This window comes from Streptomyces sp. NBC_01426 (assembly GCF_036231985.1).
Classification (GTDB): domain Bacteria; phylum Actinomycetota; class Actinomycetes; order Streptomycetales; family Streptomycetaceae; genus Streptomyces.
On record NZ_CP109500.1, the window covers coordinates 7,163,391 to 7,182,146 of the forward strand.

Sequence of the window (18,756 nt, forward strand, 5' to 3'; positions counted from 1 at the left end):
GACGGGCCGTCAGGAGGGGAGGACCGCCGTGAGCGCCTCGGCCAGCGCGGTGCTGTGCGGCGGCTCCACCAGGTCGTGGTGGGTGCCCGGGACCACGGCCCGCACGACGGTGCCCGTCGTCCGGGGGCCCCACGGCGCCGGGTCCACGAGGGGCGTCGCGAGTTCGGGATGCCGTTCGGCGACCGTGAACAGGTGCAGGTCCACGTTCAGCACGGAGTCGGTGCGGTACGCGGCGGACGCCGTCCCGTTCGCCTCGGCGACCCGCAGCAGGCGGCGCAGCGCCTGCGTGGGGGACCGGCGGGGCAGGGTGCCGTCCTCCCGGCCCCGCCGCACCAGGACGTCGAGCAGCTCGTCCTCGTCCAGTTCGCGCGCCGAATCGGGGTCGAGGCCCGCAGCGATGCCGTACCGGAGCAGATCGGGGTCGCCGGGTTCGGCGTTCGACCCGGGAGCGGCACCCGGAGCGGCCGAGTCGATCAGCCCGAGGAAGGCGACCTCCTCGCCGGCCGCCTCCAGCCGGGCTGCCATCTCGTAGGCGACGGTCCCGCCGAACGACCAGCCGGCCAGCAGGTACGGGCCGTGCGGCTGCTCCTCGCGGAGTGCGGCCAGGTAGCGTTCCGCCATCTCCGGCACCCGCTCCAGCGGGGTCTCGTCGGTGTTGTACCCCACCGACTCCAGGCCGAGGACGGGCCGGTCGCCGCCGGGTGCGGCGCCGAGGTCCCGCACCAGGTCCCGGTAGCAGACGACGTCGCCGCCGCGCGGATGGACGAGGACCAGCGGCGCCTTGGAACGGTCGCCGTCGGCGAGCGGAACCAGCAGCCTGGCGGCCGCCGCCCCCGCGTCGGGCAGCGCCTCGCACAGCAGCTCCACGGTGCGCCGACGGAACACCATGTTCAGCGGCAGTTCCACCCCGAACTCCCGGCGGACGGCGGCCATCAGCGCGAACGCCTTCAAGGAGTGCCCGCCGAGCGCGAAGAAGTCGTCGCGGACCCCGATCGGGGCCGTCCCGAGCGTCTGCTCCCACAGTCGCGCCATCCGCAGTTCCGTGGTGTCGCGCGGAGCCACCCGCGGCGCACCGTCGCCCCGTGCGGCCTCCGCCGAGGGCGCGGGGAGCGCCTTGCGGTCGAGTTTGCCGTTGGGTGTGAGGGGCAGCCGTTCCAGCCCCGTGAGGACCGCCGGAACCATGTACGCGGGCAGGTCGCGGCGCAGGAAGTCGCCCAGCGCCCGCAGGTCGCCCTCCTCGTGCCGCCAGGTCACGTAGCCCGCCAAGACGGCGTCCACGCCCGTGCCGTGCACGGCCACGGCCGCCGCGAGGACCTGCGGGTGACGGGCCAACGCGGCCTCGATCTCACCGAGTTCCATGCGGTGGCCGCGCACCTTGACCTGACCGTCCGCGCGGCCCCGGTACTCCAGGGTCCCGTCCGCGAGCCGCCGCACCAGGTCCCCGGTGCGGTACAGCCGTCCGCCCGCCGTGTACGGGTCGGGCACGAACCGGTCGGCGGTCAGACCCGGCCGGCCGTGGTAGCCGCGGGCCACACCGTCGCCGCCGATGAACAGCTCGCCGAACACCCCGACCGGCACCGGCCGCAGGGCCGCGTCCAGCACGTGTAGGCGGGTGTTGGCGAGCGCCGAGCCGATCGGCACCGGCCCCTCGCCCACGGGCCCGGACAGGTGGTGCGCGGTCGACCAGACGGTCGTCTCGGTGGGCCCGTACACGTTCCAGACGGTGCCCAGCGCCGTGCGCATCCGCTCGGCCAGGGCGGAGGGCAGCGCCTCGCCGCCGCACAGGGCCCGTACGTGGGGCGCCTGCCAGCCGCTCTCCATCAACTGGTGCCAGGTGGCCGGCGTGGCCTGCACGACCGTGACCGCCGCGGAGTCCAGTTCCTTCGCGAGGAGGGCGCCGTCCCGCGCGGTCTCCCGGTCGACGACCCGTACCGCGGCCCCGCACACGAGCGGCACCAGCAGTTCCAGCACGGCGATGTCGAACGAGGCGGTGGTGACGGCCGCGACCGTGTCGCCTGCCGTCAGTTCCAGCCGGCGCACCATGTCCCGGGTGAAGTTGGACAGGGCCCGGTGCGGGACGGTGACCCCCTTCGGGCGTCCCGTCGAGCCCGAGGTGTACAGGGCGTACGCCAGGTGCTCCGCGTCCAGTGGCACGGGCCCGAAGCCGGCCCCCTCAGAGGCGCCAGGGAAGCCTCCGTGCCTGTCCCCGCCCGTGTCCCCGTCGACGAGCAGGGCGTCCAGGTCCACGACCGAGACCCCCTCGGGCGCCTCCGGGCTGCCGCTACCGCCCGACACCACCAGGACGCGGGCGCCGCTGTCCGTGAGCATGTACGCGATCCGGTCCGCCGGGTACTCCGGGTCGACGGGCACGTACAGGCCCCCCGAGCGCAGGACACCCAGCAGCGCCGCGGGCAGCGACACCGAGCGGTCCACACAGACCGCCACCGCCGTGTCCGGGCCCACCCCCAGGTCGGCCAACCTCCGCGCCAAGCGGCCCGAGACGTCCCACAGCCCGGCGTACGTCAGGCGTCGCGTCCCGTCGTCGACCGCGAGGGCCCGCGGCGTACGGGCCGCCTGTTCGGCGACCAGCGCGTGCAGCGGCAGGTCCGCGGTCGGCTCGCCGACCCCGTTCCCGGCGAGCAGCAACCGGCGCTCCTGCGCCGCGTCCATCAGCGGCAGCGAGGCCAGTGGCGTTCCGGGATCGGCGACGGCCGCGCCGAGCAGCTCCACCAGCGCCGACGCCATCCGGTCGACGGTGTCCCGGTCGAAGAGATCGGTCGCGAACACGGCCTCGCCGTGCAGGGCGCCGGCCTCCTCCACGAAGTACAGCGACAGGTCGAACTTCGAGGCGCCGCCGGTCACCGTGAGCGGTTCGACGTCCAGTCCGGGAAGCGGCGCGGGCGCGGCGGCCTCCTCGTCCAGGACCAGCATCACCTGGAAGAGCGGGTTGCGACTCGGGTCGCGCTCCGGTCGCACCTCCTCCACCAGACGCTCGAACGGCACGTCCTGGTGGGCGTACGCCCCCAGGGCCGTCTCCCGGGCCCGCCCCAGCAGTTCGCCGAAGGCGGGGTTCCCGGACAGATCGGTGCGCAGCACGAGACTGTTGACGAAGAAGCCGATGAGCGGCTCCAGTTCGGCGCGGTCCCGGCCCGCGATGGGGGAGCCCACCGCGACGTCCTCGCCGCCCGACCAGCGGGCGAGGAGTGCCTGGAAGCCGGCCAGCAGCACCATGAACAGCGTGGCGTCGTGCGCGCGGCCCAGGTCGCGAAGTCCGCGCAGCAGCGGTTCGGGCAGGACGAAGGAGAGTTGCTCCCCGCGCCCCGAGGGGGTGGCCGGTCGCGGCCGGTCGGTGGGCAGGTCCAGGGGAGCGAGGCCGCCCAGCCGGTCCCGCCAGTAGCCGAGCGTCCCGGCGAGCGCGTCACCATCGAGGCGTTCGCGCTGCCAGGCAGCGAACTCGCGGTACGAGACGGGGAGTTCCGGCAGCGGATGGGTGTCCGCCCCGGTGCGGACGCGGTAGGCGGCGAAGAACTCGCGCCAGAACACCCCCACCGACCAGCCGTCGAAGGCGATGTGGTGGGCCACGATCACCAGCAGGTGCTCACGCGGCGCGATCCGCACCAGTCGGGCCCGCAGCGGCCCGGCCGCCGCCAGGTCGAAGGGCAGGGCGGCGTCCTGCGCAGCCAGCTCCCGCGCCCGGTCCCCGGCCGCGGAACCCAGCGCCGACAGGTCGGTGAACACGGGCGTGAACATCCCGACCGGGCCGGGCACCACACGGGCCGCACCGCCCTGTTCGTCGGCCTCCTCGATCCGCGAACGCAGCACCTCGTGCCGGGCGACGACGTCCTCCAGGCCGGCCAGGGCCGCCGCGGCGTCGAGGTCCCCGACCAGCCGCACGGCGCCCGGCATGTTGTAGTCCGGCCGGCCCGGCTGGAGCCGGTCCAGCAGCCACAGCCGCTGCTGGCCGAAGGACAGCGGGCCGGGACCCGCCGGCAGCGAGGGGATCTCGTCCCCCGTGGACGCGCCCAGCGAGCCCAGGGCCCGGGCGAGGTCCTCGGCGACCGGATGCCGGAACAACAACTGCGTGGGCACGTCCAGTCCCAGCAGCGTCCGCAGCCGGGACACGACCCGGGTGGCGCGCAGCGAGTGCCCGCCACGCTCGAAGAAGTGGTCCCGGGCCCCGATCGGGCCCTCGCCGAGTACCTCTTCCCAGACCTCGGCGACCGTGCGTTCCAGCGGGGTGCGCGGAGCGACGTGGGCGCGGTGCCCGGCGGTGGCGCCGGGACCCGGGGCGGGCAGCGCCCGACGGTCGGTCTTCCCGTTGGGGGTCAGCGGCAGTGCGTCCAGGACCACCAGCGCGGACGGCACCATCGCGGCCGGCAGGGCCTCCCGCACGAAGTCCAGCACGGCGGCCGGATCGCCCGCCCCGTCCCGCCAGACCACGTACGCGGCGAGCACGCGGTCGGCGCCGTCCCCGTGTGCGGCGGCCACGGCCCGCCCGACGCCGGGGTGGCGCAGCAGCGCGGCCTCGACCTCGCCCAGCTCGATGCGGTGGCCGCGGACCTTGACCTGGTTGTCGCGGCGGCCGTGGAACTCCAGCACCCCGTCGGACCGCAGCCGCGCCAGGTCACCGGTGCGGTACATGCGCGCACCGGGCGGACCGTACGGGTCCGGCGGGTAGGCCTCGGCGGTGCGCGCGGGATCCCCGAGGTAGCCCCGGGCCACCCCGCGGCCGGCGATGAACAGCTCGCCGATCGCGCCGCGCGGCAGCGGTTCGAGGTGTTCGCCCAGCACGAGCACCCGGGCTCCGGGCAGCGGGCGCCCGATCGGGATGCGGCCGGAGTCGATGTCGGCGTCCGTCACCCCGTGGTACGTGGTCGTGTTGGTGCACTCCGTCGGACCGTACTGGTTGACCAGCCGCAGCCGCCCCGGCACGCCCAGGGCGTACGCGGACCGGGCCAGGCCGGCGGTGAGCGCCTCACCGGTGGTCATCACCAGCCGCAGCCGCAGGGCGGGTCCGGTGACCGACTCCACCAGCGGCCCCAGCATCGAGGGGACGATCGACAGCAGCGCCGTCACCTCCCCGTCCTGCAGCAGGCGCGCCAGCGCGTCGGGGTCCCCGGCCTCGTCCTGCGTGGCGAGCACGATCCGCCCGCCGGTGGTCAGCGGGGCGAACAGGTCGCGCACCGACGGGTCGAAGGTCAACGCCGTACGGGCGAGCACGACGTCGTCGCACCCCAACGCGAAGGTGGAGGTCAGCGCGGCGAGGTAGCCCGTCAGGGCGGCGTGCGAGACCGCCACGCCCTTGGGGCGGCCGGTGGACCCGGAGGTGTACAGCAGGTAGGCCAGGTGCCCGGGGGCCGCGAGGTCCGCCGGGGCCGTGGCGGGCAGGGCGTCGACCGCCTCCCGCTCGGCGTCCAGGTCCAGGACCGGTACGGAGCCGGCCAGGCCGGCCGGCAGGCCCTCGGGCAGGCCGGCCGTGAGCACCAGCCGCGCCCCGCTGTCCGCCAGGACCGTGCGGACCCGTTCCGCCGGGTGGCCGGCGTCGACCGGCACGTAGGCGCCGCCGGCCTTCAGCACGGCGAGCACGCACACGACGGTGCGCACGTCCCGGCCCGCCATGACGGCCACCCTCGTCTCCGGTGCCGTCCCCAGCTGCCGCAGCCGGTGCGCCAGCCGGTTGGCGGCCGCGTCGAGCTCCGCGTAGGTGGTGGTGCGGCCCTCACAGGTCACCGCGGGGGCGTCCGGTCGCAGCCGGGCCTGCTCCTCCACCAGCGCGTGCAACGTCCGGGCCGCGACCGGGGCCTGGTCGCCGCCCTCACCGAGGAGCGCGGCGTGCTCCCCGGGGGACAGCACGTCCAGCCGGGACAGGCGGGCGTCCGGGGTCTCGGCCGCACCGGCCAGCAGCCGCAGGTAGTGCGCGGCGAACCGCTCGATCGTGGAGCGGTCGAACAGGTCGGTGGCGTACTGCACCGTGCCCGTCAGTCCCCCCGGGTGCTCCGTCATCGCCAGACTGAGGTCGAACTTGGCCGTCGCGTTCGAGGTGTCGAGGCTCTCCACCTCCACACCGTCCAGGGGCAGGGCCCCGAGCTGCTCGGGATGGAGCTGGAACAGCACGTCGAACAGCGGATTGCGGCCGAGGTCGCGCTCCGGCCGGAGCTCCTCCACGAGCCGGTCGAAGGGCACGTCCTGGTGTTCGTACGCGGCGAGTGCCGTGCTCCGCACCCGCCCGAGCAGCTCCCCGAAGGCGGGGTCGCCGGACAGATCGGTGCGCAGCACCAGCGTGTTGACGAAGAAGCCGATGAGCGGCTCCAGTTCGGTGCGGTCGCGGCCCGCGATGGGCGAGCCCACCGCGATGTCGCCCTGCCCCGTGTACCGGGCCAACAACGCCTGGAAACCGGCCAACAGGACCATGAACAGCGTCGCCCCGCGCTCACGGGCCAACCCGCCCAGCCGCTCCGCGAGATCCGCGGGCACCTCGAACGCGAAGGCGTCGCCGGCGCCGCTGCGGACCTGCGGTCGGGGCCGGTCCGTCGGCAGTTCCAGCGCCGGGAGCCCCGCCAGGCGCTCCCGCCAGTGCGCGATGCCGGCGTCGGCCTCGCCGGCCGCCAGCCGGCGCTGCTGCCAGTACGCGAAGTCGCCGTACTGTACGGGCAGTTCGGGCAGTACGGGACGCTCGCCGCGGCGCAGCGCCGCGTAGGCCCCGGACAGCTCCCGCCACAGCACGGGCATCGACCAGCCGTCGCCCACGGTGTGGTGCAGCACCAGCACGAGCAGGTGCTCCTCGTCCGCGATCCGCACCACCCGGGCCCGCAGCAGCGGGGCGGTGCCCAGGTCGAACGGCGCGGCGGCATCCGCGTGTGCCAGTCCCAGGGCCCGCGAGCGGGCCACCTCGATCGGCAGGTCACCGAGGTCGCTGCGGACGACGCCGAAGACCTCCGGCGCCTCCACGCTCTGCACGGGCCCCGACGGGCCGTCCGTGATCCGCGAGCGCAGCACCTCGTGCCGGGTCACCACCGCGCCCAGCGCGGCCGCCAGCGCGTCGGCGTCGAGCGGACCCCGCAACCGGGCGGCGACCGGGATGTTGTAGTCGGGCCGGCCGGGCTGGAGCTGGTCCAGGAACCACAGCCGCTGCTGCGCGAACGACAGCGGCGCGACCTCCCCGGCCGGCCGGGCACCGATCGCGGCGACCTCGGCGCCGGGAGCGGAGCCGTCCGGGCCGGCCCCGCGCAGCGCGTCCAGCCCGGCGGCGAACCGCTCCAGCGTCGGTTGCTCGAACAGCAGCCGCAGCGGCACCCCGGTTCCCAGGCGGGCGCCGAGCCGCGACACGGCTCGGGTGGCCCGCAGCGAGTGACCGCCGAGCGCGAAGAAGTCGTCGTGCCGGCCGATCCGCCCGGTGTCGAGCACCTCGCCCCAGACGGCCGCCGCGAGTTCCTCCGTGGCCGTCGCCGGAGCGGCGAACTCCGCGCGCCGCACGCCCTCCTCGGGCGGCGCGGGCAACGCACGCCGGTCGAGCTTGCCGTTGGGCGTCACCGGCAGTGCGGGCAGCGCGACGATCGCCGAGGGCAGCATGTACGCCGGCAGTCGCACGGCGAGGGCCCGGTGCAGTGCGTCAGGGTCGACGGCGAGACCCTCCGTCGCCACCACGTACGCCACCAGCCGCTGCTCGCCGGGAGTGTCCTCGCGGACCACCACGGCCGCGTGCCCGACCTCCGGGCCGCGCGCCAACTCGGCCTCGATCTCGCCCGGTTCGATCCGGTGCCCGCGGATCTTGACCTGCTGGTCGGCGCGGCCGAGGTAGTCCACCGTGCCGTCGGGGCGCCGGCGGGCCAGGTCGCCCGTACGGTACATCCGCGCGCCCGGCGCGCCGTACGGGTCCGCGGTGAACTGCTGCGCGGTCAGCCCCGGCCGGCCCAGGTAGCCGCGGGCCAGGCCCGTGCCGCCGATGCACAGCTCGCCGACGGCGCCCTCCGGCACCGGGCGCCCGCGCTCGTCCAACACGTACAGCCGGGTGTCGTCCAAGGGCGTCCCGATCGGGACGCGGCCGTCGACACGGGCGCCCGCGCGGGCGTCGAGAGGGTGCCGCAGGGCGAAGGTGGTCGCCTCGGTGGGACCGTAGACGTTGACCAGGAGCGTGTCCGGGGCCTGTTCCAGCGCGCGTCCGAAGGTGTGCGGGGAGGCCGCCTCGCCACCCGTCCACACCTCCCGCACCCGGGTCAGGAGCTCCACGCACTCCTCGACGACCAGGTTGAACAGGGCCGCCGTCAGGAACAGCGACGTGACGTCGTGCTCGTGCACCAGCCGGGTCAGCGCGGCGGTGTCCACCCGGCCGGGCGGCGCCATGACCACCTGACCACCGGACAGCAGCGGCACCCACAGCTCGTACGTCGAGGCGTCGAAGGACAGCGGGGAGTGCGCCAGCACCCGCCGGTGCGCGCCGAAGGCCGTGTCGCGGGCCAGCGCCGCGACATTGGCGTGGGTGACGCCGATGCCCTTCGGCTCACCGGTGGAGCCGGAGGTGTACATCACGTACGCCAACTGGTCCGGGGCGCAGGGCACGGCCGGCGCCGGAGCGCCGTCCACCGGGGCCTGCGGCGCCGTGGCGTCGAGCACCGGGACCGGCGAGGCGAGGGCCGCCTCGTGGCCGGCCGTCGCCGGGTCGGTGAGCAGCAGGCGGGCCTCGGTCCGCTCCAGCATCCAGTGCAGCCGGGCCACGGGGAAGCCCTCGCCGAGGGGAACGTAGACGCCCCCCGCCTTGAGCACCGCGAGGATCGCCACCGGCAGGTGGACGGACCGCTCCATCAGCAGCGCCACCGCGGACTCGCGGACCACCCCGGTGGCCGTCAGCCGCGCCGCGAGCAGCCCGGACCGGGCGTCGAGTTCCGCGAAGCTGAGGCGCTCGTCGCCGCACACCACGGCGTCGGCGTCGGGGGAGCGGCGGACCTGCTCGGCGAACAGGTCCACGAGGGTGGCCGGCGCGAGGTCGGGGCGGGACGGACCGTGGCCCTCGCCGACCAGTCGGGCCGCGGTGCCCGCCGAGGGCAGCAGCTCGGCCAGCGGCCGGTCGGGCTCCGCGGCGGCGGACGACAGCAGCTCCAGGTAGTGGGCCAGGATCCGTTCGGCCGTCGCCCGGTCGAACAGGTCGGTGTCGAAGACCAGACTGCCGGAGCAGTCCTCGGCGCCCTCGGAGACGAAGACGCTCAGGTCGAAGAGCGAACCGCCGAAGTCGCTCCGTACGACCTCCGCGTCCAGCCCGGGCAGCCGCAGCCCGGCCGTCTCGTCGGGGGCGGACGCGAACATCACCTGGACCAGGGGATTGCGGTCCCCGACCCGCTCGGGACGCAGGTGCTCGACCAGCCGGTCGAAGGGGACCTCCTGGTGGTCGTACGCGTCCACGGTCGTCCGGCGGACCCGGCCGAGCAGTTCGCGGAAGCTCACCTCTCCCGACAGATCGGAGCGCAGCACGAGCGTGTTGACGAAGAAGCCGATCAGGGGCTCCAGTTCCACCCGGTCCCGGCCCGCCACCGGGGTCCCGACCGCGATGTCGGTACTGCCGCCGTAGCGGGACAGGGCGGCCTGGAAACCGGCCAGGAGCGTCATGAAGAGGGTGGCGCCGCGGCCCTCGGCGATCCGGCGCAGCCGGGCGGTGAGGCTCGGGTCGAGGGTGAACTCCAGGCTCGCGCCGTCGCCGCTCCGGCGGGTGGGCCGCGGCCGGTCGGCGGGCAGGGCGAGCGGCTCCAGCCCGCCGAGACACCGCTCCCACCAGCGCAGTCGTCCGTCCATGGCGCCGGAGGCGAACCGGTCCCGCTGGATGCGGGCGTACGCCTGGTAGTCGAACGGGAGGGCCGCCGACGGCAGCGGCCGCTCCTGAGCCAGGGCCGCGTACCCCTCGGACAGCTCCCGCCACAGCAGGCCCATGGACCAGCCGTCGGTGGCGATGTGGTGGACCACCAGCACCAGCAGGTGGTCCTCGGCGCCGAGCCGGATCAGCAGGGACCGCAGCAGCGGGCCGGTCGTCAGGTCGAAGGGCCGGCGGACCTCCTCTCGGGCCAGGGCGTGGGCCCGCTCCTCCAGGTCCCGCGGCGGCGCGACACCCAGGTCGAGCAGCGGCAGCGGTACCGACTTCGGCGCCGGCAGGACGACCGGGTGGGGGACACCGTCCCGCTCCTCGAAGACGGTCCGCAGCGGGGCGTGCCGCTCCACGACGGCGGTCAGGCTCCGCCGCAGCAGCTTCGGCCGCAGGGGGCCGCGCAGTCGCACGATCTCCGGGATCGCGTAGCCGGGGGTTCCCTCCGCCATGCGGTCGACCAGCCACATCCGCTCCTGGGCGAACGAGGCGACGGGCTCCGCGTCCGACGCGGCGGCCTCCCCGGTACCGGGAACCGGTTCGGGGGGCGTCGCCGCGGCCGCGCCGGCCGCGGAGTCGGCCAGCGCGGCGCGCACTCTGCGGCGCAGCAGCTCACGGGCATCGGCCAGGCGGCTGTCGACGCCGGCGGGCAGGCTCTCCTGCGTGGTCACGAGGTCTCTCCCTGAAGTACGAATGAAGGAACGGCGTCGACGGACGCGGGGGACGCGGCGAACCCGGCCGGATCGGCGAACCCGCCCGAACCGGCGTCCAGTTCGGCGAGCAGCACCGCTTCGACGGCGCCGGCGAGCGCGGCGACGGTCCGCTGCTCGAAAAGGGTGTGCAGGGGCAGGTCCAGGCCGAGGGACTGCCGGAGCCGGGCCGCCACCCGGGTGGCGCTCAGCGAATGACCGCCGAGGGCGAAGAAGTCGTCGTGCCGGCCGATCCTCGGCACGTCCAGCACCGACGCCCACACCAGGGCCACCAGCTCCTCGGTCTCCCCCTCGGGCGGCTCGTGACCGGCGGCCGGGGCGGCCGCGGGAGCCGGGAGCGCCCGGCGGTCGAGCTTGCCGTTCGCGGTGACGGGCAGCCCGTCGACGAGCATCGGGAGCGGCACCATGTACTCCGGGAGCGTGCGGGCCAGTTCGGCGCGCAGAGCCTCCGGATCGAGGGTCGCCCCGGTCTCCGGGACGACGTACCCGACGATCCTGCGCTCGCCCGGCACGTCCTCGCGGACCACGACCGCGGCCCGGCCGACGCCGGGAAGCCGACCCAGCGCCGTCTCGATCTCACCGAGCTCGATCCGGAATCCGTGGATCTTGACCTGGTCGTCGGTGCGCCCCAGGTACTCCACCGAGCCGTCGCCGCGGAAGCGGGCCAGATCCCCGGTCCGGTACATGCGCGCACCGTCCACCCCGAACGGGTCGAGCGGGAAGCGCTCGGCCGTCAGTTCCGGCCGGCGCAGGTACCCGCGGGCCAGTCCGGCGCCCGCGAGGAACAACTCGCCCGCCACCCCCACCGGTACGGGCCGCCCCCGGGGGTCGAGCACGTACAGCGAGGTGTTCCAGATCGGCCGGCCGATCGGCACGGGCCCCTCGTCCTCGCGCCGGCAGTCCCAGTGGGTGACGTCGACGGCCGCCTCGGTGGGTCCGTACAGATTGTGCAGCGGTACGTCGAGCACATCGAGGAACCGGTTCTTCAGCTCCTCCGGCAGCGCCTCGCCGCTGCACACGACCCGGCGCAGCGACCGACAGCGGCCCGCGTCCGGGTCCTCCACGAACGCGGCCAGCATGGACGGGACGAAGTGCACCGTGGTGATCGCCTCCCGCTCGATGGTCCGGGCGAGGTAGGCGGGGTCCTTGTGCCCGCCCGGCTCGGCGACCACCAGCACGGCGCCGGCCAGCAGCGGCCAGAAGAACTCCCAGACCGAGACGTCGAAGCCGAACGGCGTCTTCTGCAACACCCGGTCGTCGGCCCCCAACCCGTACCGGTCCTGCATCCACAGCAACCGGTTGACGATGGCCGCGTGCTCCACGACGACCGCCTTGGGCCGCCCCGTCGAACCGGACGTGTAGATCACGTACGCGGGGTGCGAGGGCAGCGGCGCGTCCGGCCGGGCGCCCGCGGCAGCCGGCGTCCCGTCCTCGTCGGGTACCGCCGCCGGATCCAGCCGGGGCAACCCCGCCGAGGCGGGCAGCGCGGCCGCGACGTCGTCACCGGCGAGCAGCAGCACCGGATCGGCATCGGACAGCATGTACGCGATCCGCTCGGCCGGCAGCGAGGGATCCACGGGAAGGTAGGCGGCGCCCGACTTCACCACGCCCAACAAGGCGACGACCATCTCGGTGGAGCGGTGCAGGGCGACCGCCACGATCTGCTCCGGACCCGCGCCGCGCATCCGGAGCGAGCGCGCCAACCGTTCGGCGCGCCGGTCCAGTTCGGCGTAGGACAGGGTCTCGCCCCGGAAGACGGTCGCCGGGGCGTGCGGGGTCCGGGCGACCTGTGCCTCGAACAGTTCCACGAGGGTCGTGTCGGGGACCGGTACCGCCGTGTCGTTCCACTCCCGCATCAGGTGGCGCTGCTCCGCCGAGAGCAGGTCCAGTTCACCGACGGCGGTGTCGGGGGCGTCGGCGACGGCCGTCAGCAGCCGCTCCAATGCCTCGCCCAGACTGAGCGCCGTCCGGGCGTCGAGGGCGTCGGCGCGGTGGTCGAGGTGCAGCCGCAGCCGCTCCCCGGGCAGCACGATCAGGTTGACGGTGTAGTGGGTGGCGTCCGCGCCTTCCACACCGGTCAGCCGCGGCCCGCCGGCCAGGTCCCGCATCGACTCCAGGTCGAGCGGATAGTTCTCCACGACCACGGTGGTGTCGAAGAGGGTGCCCAGACCCGCCGCCCGCTGGATGCCGGCCAGTCCGACGTGCTGGTGGTCCATCAGGTCCGCCTGCTCGTCCTGGAACCGGGCGAGAGCGCTCAGCAGCGGCTCGCCCTCACGGATCCGGAAGCGCACCGGCAGCGTGTTGATCAGCAACCCGACCATGTCCTCGATGCCCGCGACGTCCGCCGTCCGCCCGGAGACGGTCCCGCCGAACACCACGTCCTCGCGGCCGGTCACCCGACCCAGCAGGATCGCCCAGACCCCCTGGACGACGCTGTTGAGGGTGACGCCGGCCGTACGGGCCCGTGCGGTCAGCCGCGCCGTCAGGTCCGCCGACAGCTCCACCGAGGCCCGCTCGGGCAGCGCGTCGATCCGGTTCGGGTCGGCGCCGCCGAGCAGCGTCGGCTCCTCCAGGCCGGCGAGCGCGCGGCTCCAGGCCGCTTCGGCGGCGGCCTGGTCCTGCCGGGCCAGCCAGTCGAGGTGGGACCGGTACGGGACGCCCTCCACGACCGGGTCGAGCCGCCCGGAACCGCTCGCCCCGGCGTAGCCGGCGAGCAGCTCGCGCAACAACACCGCCGACGACCAGCCGTCCCACAGGATGTGATGGTTGGTCATGACCAGCCGATGCAGATCCCCGTCGAACCGGACCAGGGTGAAGCGCAGCAACGGAGGCCGCTCCAGGTCGAAGCGCCGCGCCCGGTCGGCCGCCAGCAGCCGCTCCCACTCCCGCTGCCGGTCCTCGGCCCCGAGACCGCTGAGGTCGACCAGCTCCCACGGCGCGTCGACGGTGTCGACGACGACCTGCACCGGCCGGTCCAGGCCCTGGTCGGTGAAGGCGGACCGCAGGGCGCCGTGGCGGGCCGGCAGCCGGTCGCACGCCGCCCGCAGGGTGTCCGCGTCCAGGTGCCCGTCCAGCGTCAGGACGATCTGGCCGGTGTAGGCGTCCATCGCGCCGGTGTCGAAGGCGGAGTGGAAGAAGAGCCCCTCCTGGAGCGGAGAGAGCGGCAGCACGTCCGCGAGCCCGGTGTGGAGTCCGGCCAGCCCGTCCACCTCGGACTGCGTCAACCGGACCAACGGCAGGTCACGCGGGGTGAGCCGCCGCGGCCGCGCGGCGCCGTCCCAGCTGGCCAGCAGCCGCAGGGCCTCGCCCCACGCCTCGACCAGCGCCTGCGCCTCGACGGCGCCCAGCAGGGCCTGCGGCCAGGTGACGACGGCGCTGAAGGAAGGCCCGTCCGCACCGTCCACGGCCAGGGAGTCGATCTGCAGGGCGTGCTCGACGGGCATCGACGGGTCCACGTCGGCCCGCAGGCCGCCCGTCTCGGGGGCCGGGCCCCAAGGAGCCCCGTCCGCACCGGAGAACCGACCCAGGTAGTTGAACAGCAGCCGGGGGCACGCCAGTTCGGACAGCTCGGCGGCCGTGTCCGGGTTGAGCCGGCTCAGCAGACCGAAACCCGTGCCGTGGTCCGGCACCGCGGCCACGCTCGTGTGGATCCGCGCGACCAGCTCCGCGAGGGCGTCACCGCCCAGAGCCGCCGCGTCCAGGTCGAGACCGTCCGACGCGAGACGGACCGGGTACTGGGTGGTGAACCAGCCCACGGTGCGCGCCAGATCGTGACGGCCGGTGCGGTCGGCCCGCCCGTGCCCCTCCAGGTCCACCAGCAGGGGGCCCGCGGACCCGAGCCGGTGCGCCGCGAGGACCAGACCCGCGAGGAGCACCTCGGTCGGTCCGGTGCGCAGCGCGGCCGGGACCCTGGCCAGCAGCGGGCCCGCGACCTCCGCGGGCAGGTCGAGCGTCAGCGTCCGCGTGCTGCCGGCGGTGTCCCGGACCGGATCGGGCACCCGGTTCCACGGGGCGCGCGGGCTCGCGCCGCCGTCGTCGACGGGGCGCAGGGTCTCGCGCCAGAAGGGGAGTTCTTCGAGCACCTCGGGGGCGCCCGCCTGGACTGCGAGGTGGTGTGCCCAGGCCCGGAAGGACAGGGCGCCGTCGCCCTCCGGCACCGGACGTCCCGCCGCCACGGACTCCCAGGCCGCGGCAAGGTCGGCCATCAGGATCCGCCACGACACCCCGTCCACGGCCAGGTGGTGCACGCACAGCAACAACCGGCCCGGTGCGTCGCCGTGGTCGAATCGCACCGCCCGCAGCATCACCCCGGCGGCCGGGTCCAGCAGGCCCGCCGCGTCCCGCGCCGCGCGTTCCACGGCCGCCGCACGCTCCCGTTCGCCCAGCCCGGACACGTCCACCGCGCCGTACAGGCGGGCCACGTCGACCGCACCCGGCTCGCCGATCGTGCACAGCGGGCCACCGGCCCCGGAGTCCACCCGCAGACGCAGCGCGGCGTGCCGGTCGACGACCGACCGCAGGACCCGGACCAACGCGTCGTCGTCCGCGCCCCGGGGCAGGGTGAGCACCATGGACTGGCTGAACCGTCCGATCGGCCCCGGCCCGTCCAGGAGCCAGCGCATCACCGGGGTCGCCGGGAACGGGCCGCACGCCTCGACGGCCGGCGGCGAGTTCTCCGGCGCGGCGGTGCCGGGCTCGCCGACGGCCGAGGCGAGGGCCGCCGCCGTCTTGTGCGCGAAGACGTCGCGCAGCGTGAAGGAGAAGCCCCGCGCGCGGGCCTTGCCGGCGAGGGTGAGGGCGGTGATGCTGTCGCCGCCCAGCTCGAAGAAGTTGTCGTCCGGCGTCGCGGCGAGACCGAGCGCCTCGGAGAACAGCCCGGCGAGGGTCAGCTCCACGGCGGTGTACGGACGCTCGGCGCGCGCCGGACGGGCCGCGGGCTCCGGTACGGACAGCCGCGCGCGGTCCACCTTGCCGCCCGCGGTGAGCGGGAGCCGGTCCAGGGTGACGAACGTGTGGGGAACCATGTAGCGGGGCAGCACCAGCGACAACGCGCCTGCCAGCAGCTCGGGATCGGGCTCGGCCGCGCCGGCGGGCGCAGCCACGAAGGCCACCAGCCGCCGGGGCCCGCCCGGGGAGGCGTGCACCACGACCGCGGCCTGTCCCACCGACGGCTGCCGGCCGAGCACCGCCTCGATCTCGCCCAGCTCGATCCGATGGCCGTTGATCTTGACCTGTCGGTCGACCCGCCCGAGGAACTCCAACTCGCCCCGCGCCGACCAGCGCACGAGGTCACCCGTCCGGTACATCCGCGCCCCGGGAACCCCGGAGAACGGGTCCGGCACGAAACGATCGGCCGTCATGGCCGGGCGCCCCGCGTACCCCCGGGCCAGCCCGTCACCGGCCACGCACAGCTCACCGGTCGCCCCCGGCGGCAGCAGCCGCAGCCCCGGATCCACCACGTAGGCGCGGTGGTTGGCCATCGGCCGTCCGATCGGCGGGATCCGCCCGTGCGACGGGGGAGTGACACGGTGCATGGTCACGGACACGGCGGCCTCGGTCGGCCCGTACGCGTTCCACACCTCGCGGTGCTCCGACGCCCAGCGGTCGACGGCGTCGCCGGAGGGCGCCTCGCCGCCCGTGGAGAGGAACCGCAGCCCCGGCAGGGCGGCCGGGTCGAGCAGCGGCAACAACGCCGGCGGCAGATCGGCGATCGTCACCGCGTGCGAGGCGAGCAGGGCCTGGAGCCGGTCGACGTCGACCCGCTCCGCGTCGGTGGCCAGGACCAGCGCGGACCCGCTCGACAGCGCCCCGAAGAGGTCCAGCACCGACACGTCGAAGGAGAGTGACGCGAAGCCGAGGAACCGCTCACCGGAGGCGGAGCCGGTCCGCGCCGCCCCGTCCACGCCACACAGGGCGAGGTGGGCGCGTACGAAGTCGACGGCCGCCGCGTGCGGGACGACGACGCCCTTCGGCTCGCCCGTACTGCCCGAGGTGTACAGCAGGTACGCGGCCGACGACGCCGGCACCCGGGCACCCTCCGCACCGGCCACGCCGTCGGTCACCTCGCCCGCGTGCACCACGGACGGCAGATCCTCGGGCAGCCGCTCCCGCGTGCCCGGCTGGGCGACGACCGTGCGCAGTCCCGCGTCGCGCACCACGTACGCGATCCGCTCACGCGGCAGAGCGGGGTCCAGCGGCACGTAGCAGCCGCCCGCCTTCAGCACGCCGAGGACGGCCGCGACCATCGCGGGCGAGCGCTCCACGCATACGCCCACCGGGGTCCCCGGTTCCACGGCCGGCCGCAGTCGCTCCGCGATGTCCCGCGCCCAGGCGTCCAGTTGCCCGTACGACACCTCCCGGCCGTCGCACACCACGGCGACCGCGTCCGGAGTGCGCGTCGCAGCCTCCTCGAACCGGGCGTGCAGCAGCCCGTCGCGGGGCGCGGGGTCCGCGCCTCCGTCACCGAGGGCCGCGAGGAGCGCCTCGTCCTCGACGGTCAGGAACGGCAGCGAGTCGACCCGCGCCGCGCCGTCGGCGCCGGCGAGCGCGACGAGGAAGCGGGTGAAACGCACCCGCAACGCTTCGAGTTCATCCGGGCCCGCGTCGGCCGCGTCACCCTCCACCTGCACGGTCAGCGGGCTGTCCCCGCCCCGGTCGTAGACGTTGAGGGAGACGTGCTCCACCGGGCCGACCGCCAGGTTGTGCGCGGACGCGGGCGCCCCGGCGAAGGACAGCTCGTAGTCGAAGGACATGAGGTTGACCGCGGCGTCCCACAACCTGGGCCCGGGCCCGCCGGCCGCACCGTCGGCGCCCGCCGCGCCCCGCACCTCCTCGATCCGGTACCGCTGGTGCCGCAGGGCCTCCTTGATGCCCGCGGACGTGTCGCGCACCAGCTCGCCGACCGTGGTCGCCCCGGTCACGGCCAGCCGCAGCGGCAGGACCTTGGAGAACATGCCGGGCGTCCGCCGGGCGTCCGGGCTGGTGCGGCCGGTGACCGGCAGCCCCAGCACCACGTCCTCCGTACCACCCGCACGGTGCAGGAAGGCGGCGGAGGCGGCCATCACCAGCGCCGACCAACGCGTCCCGTGCCGGCGCGCGGCATCGCGCAGCACCCGGGCGTCGGCGGCGTCGAGATCACCGCTCACCCGCACCGTCGTCCCGGACACGGGCCCCGGGGCGCTACCGGTGAAGGAGACCGGCTCCGGGGCGCCGTCCAGCTTCGCCCGCCAGAACTCCCGGTCCGCGACCATCTGCGCGGAGCGGGCGTACTCCTCCTCCCCGGCCACGATCCGCGCCCACGGCGCGCCGTCCGGGGCCGGCACCGGTTCTCCCGCCACCAGCGCCGAGTAGACCTCCGCAGTGCGTCGCGCGAGCATCGACCCGGTGATCCCGTCCGCGACGACGTGGTGGTAGGCCTGCATCCAGCGGTACGACCGCGCCCCGGTCCGCACCAGGAGGTGCCGGCACACGTCACCCGTCGCCAGGTCCGTGGGCCGGGCCAGCTCGGCACGCATCAGCCGCTCCGCCTCCGCGTCGACGTCCGGGCGCCCGCTGAGGTCGACCGTCTCCATCCGCAGCGGCGGAGGCCCGGCGGGCATCTGGCGCACCACCCCGTCCGCCTCGGCGAAGCGGACGCAGAGCGACTCGGTGCCGGCCACCGTCAGGCGCACCGCCTCGGCGAACAGCCCGGGGTCCACCGCCCCGCGGATCTCCAGGTACTCGCCGATGGTGTAGTCGAGGCGTGTGGGGTCGAGCTGCTGCGCGAACCAGACGCCGTTCTGCGGCGGGGTCAGGGGCAGCGGCCCGCGGTCGTGAGTGGCCATGCGGTGGTCAGTCTCCTCAGTCGGATCGGTCGATCAACGACGACGTGACGCCACTGTCCGTGACCGCGAGGAGGCCCCGAAAGTCCCACGAATACGCCTCTTGACGGGCCCCGGACCACCCCCGGAAAACCCGGTACCGCGATCACGTGACTAGCCGCGCGAAACGCGGCGGGCCCGGCCGCGCCGCCCTCCTGCGGCGTGCCACTCGCGGCCCCGAGGCGCGGGGATCGGTGGCGGCAGGCGCGGGGAACCCCTGAAGCCGCCTGTTACACTCTGTGTCAGCGAAGGGGAGTAGTCCTGAAAACCGCTGGTCGACATACTGGACGTCTACGGACGCCCCGGCCATCGGACCGCCGCACATCGTGCGGGGTGGACGAGA

General features: G+C 75.1%; 2 protein-coding genes. Both read right to left on the reverse strand.

Annotation, left to right across the window (positions count from 1 at the left end; genetic code table 11):
* Positions 1-9: 9 nt before the first annotated feature.
* Positions 10-10,515: a non-ribosomal peptide synthetase gene (locus tag OG906_RS32090; RefSeq protein WP_329447539.1), complete on the reverse strand. Its 10,506-nt coding sequence runs from the start codon at positions 10,513-10,515 to the stop codon at positions 10-12.
* A complete protein-coding gene (locus tag OG906_RS32095; protein WP_329447540.1) occupies positions 10,512-18,377 on the reverse strand; it encodes a non-ribosomal peptide synthetase in 7,866 nt (2,621 codons plus the stop codon). The genes OG906_RS32090 and OG906_RS32095 overlap by 4 nt, the downstream gene beginning before the upstream one ends.
* Between the last annotated feature and the right edge of the window lie 379 nt (positions 18,378-18,756).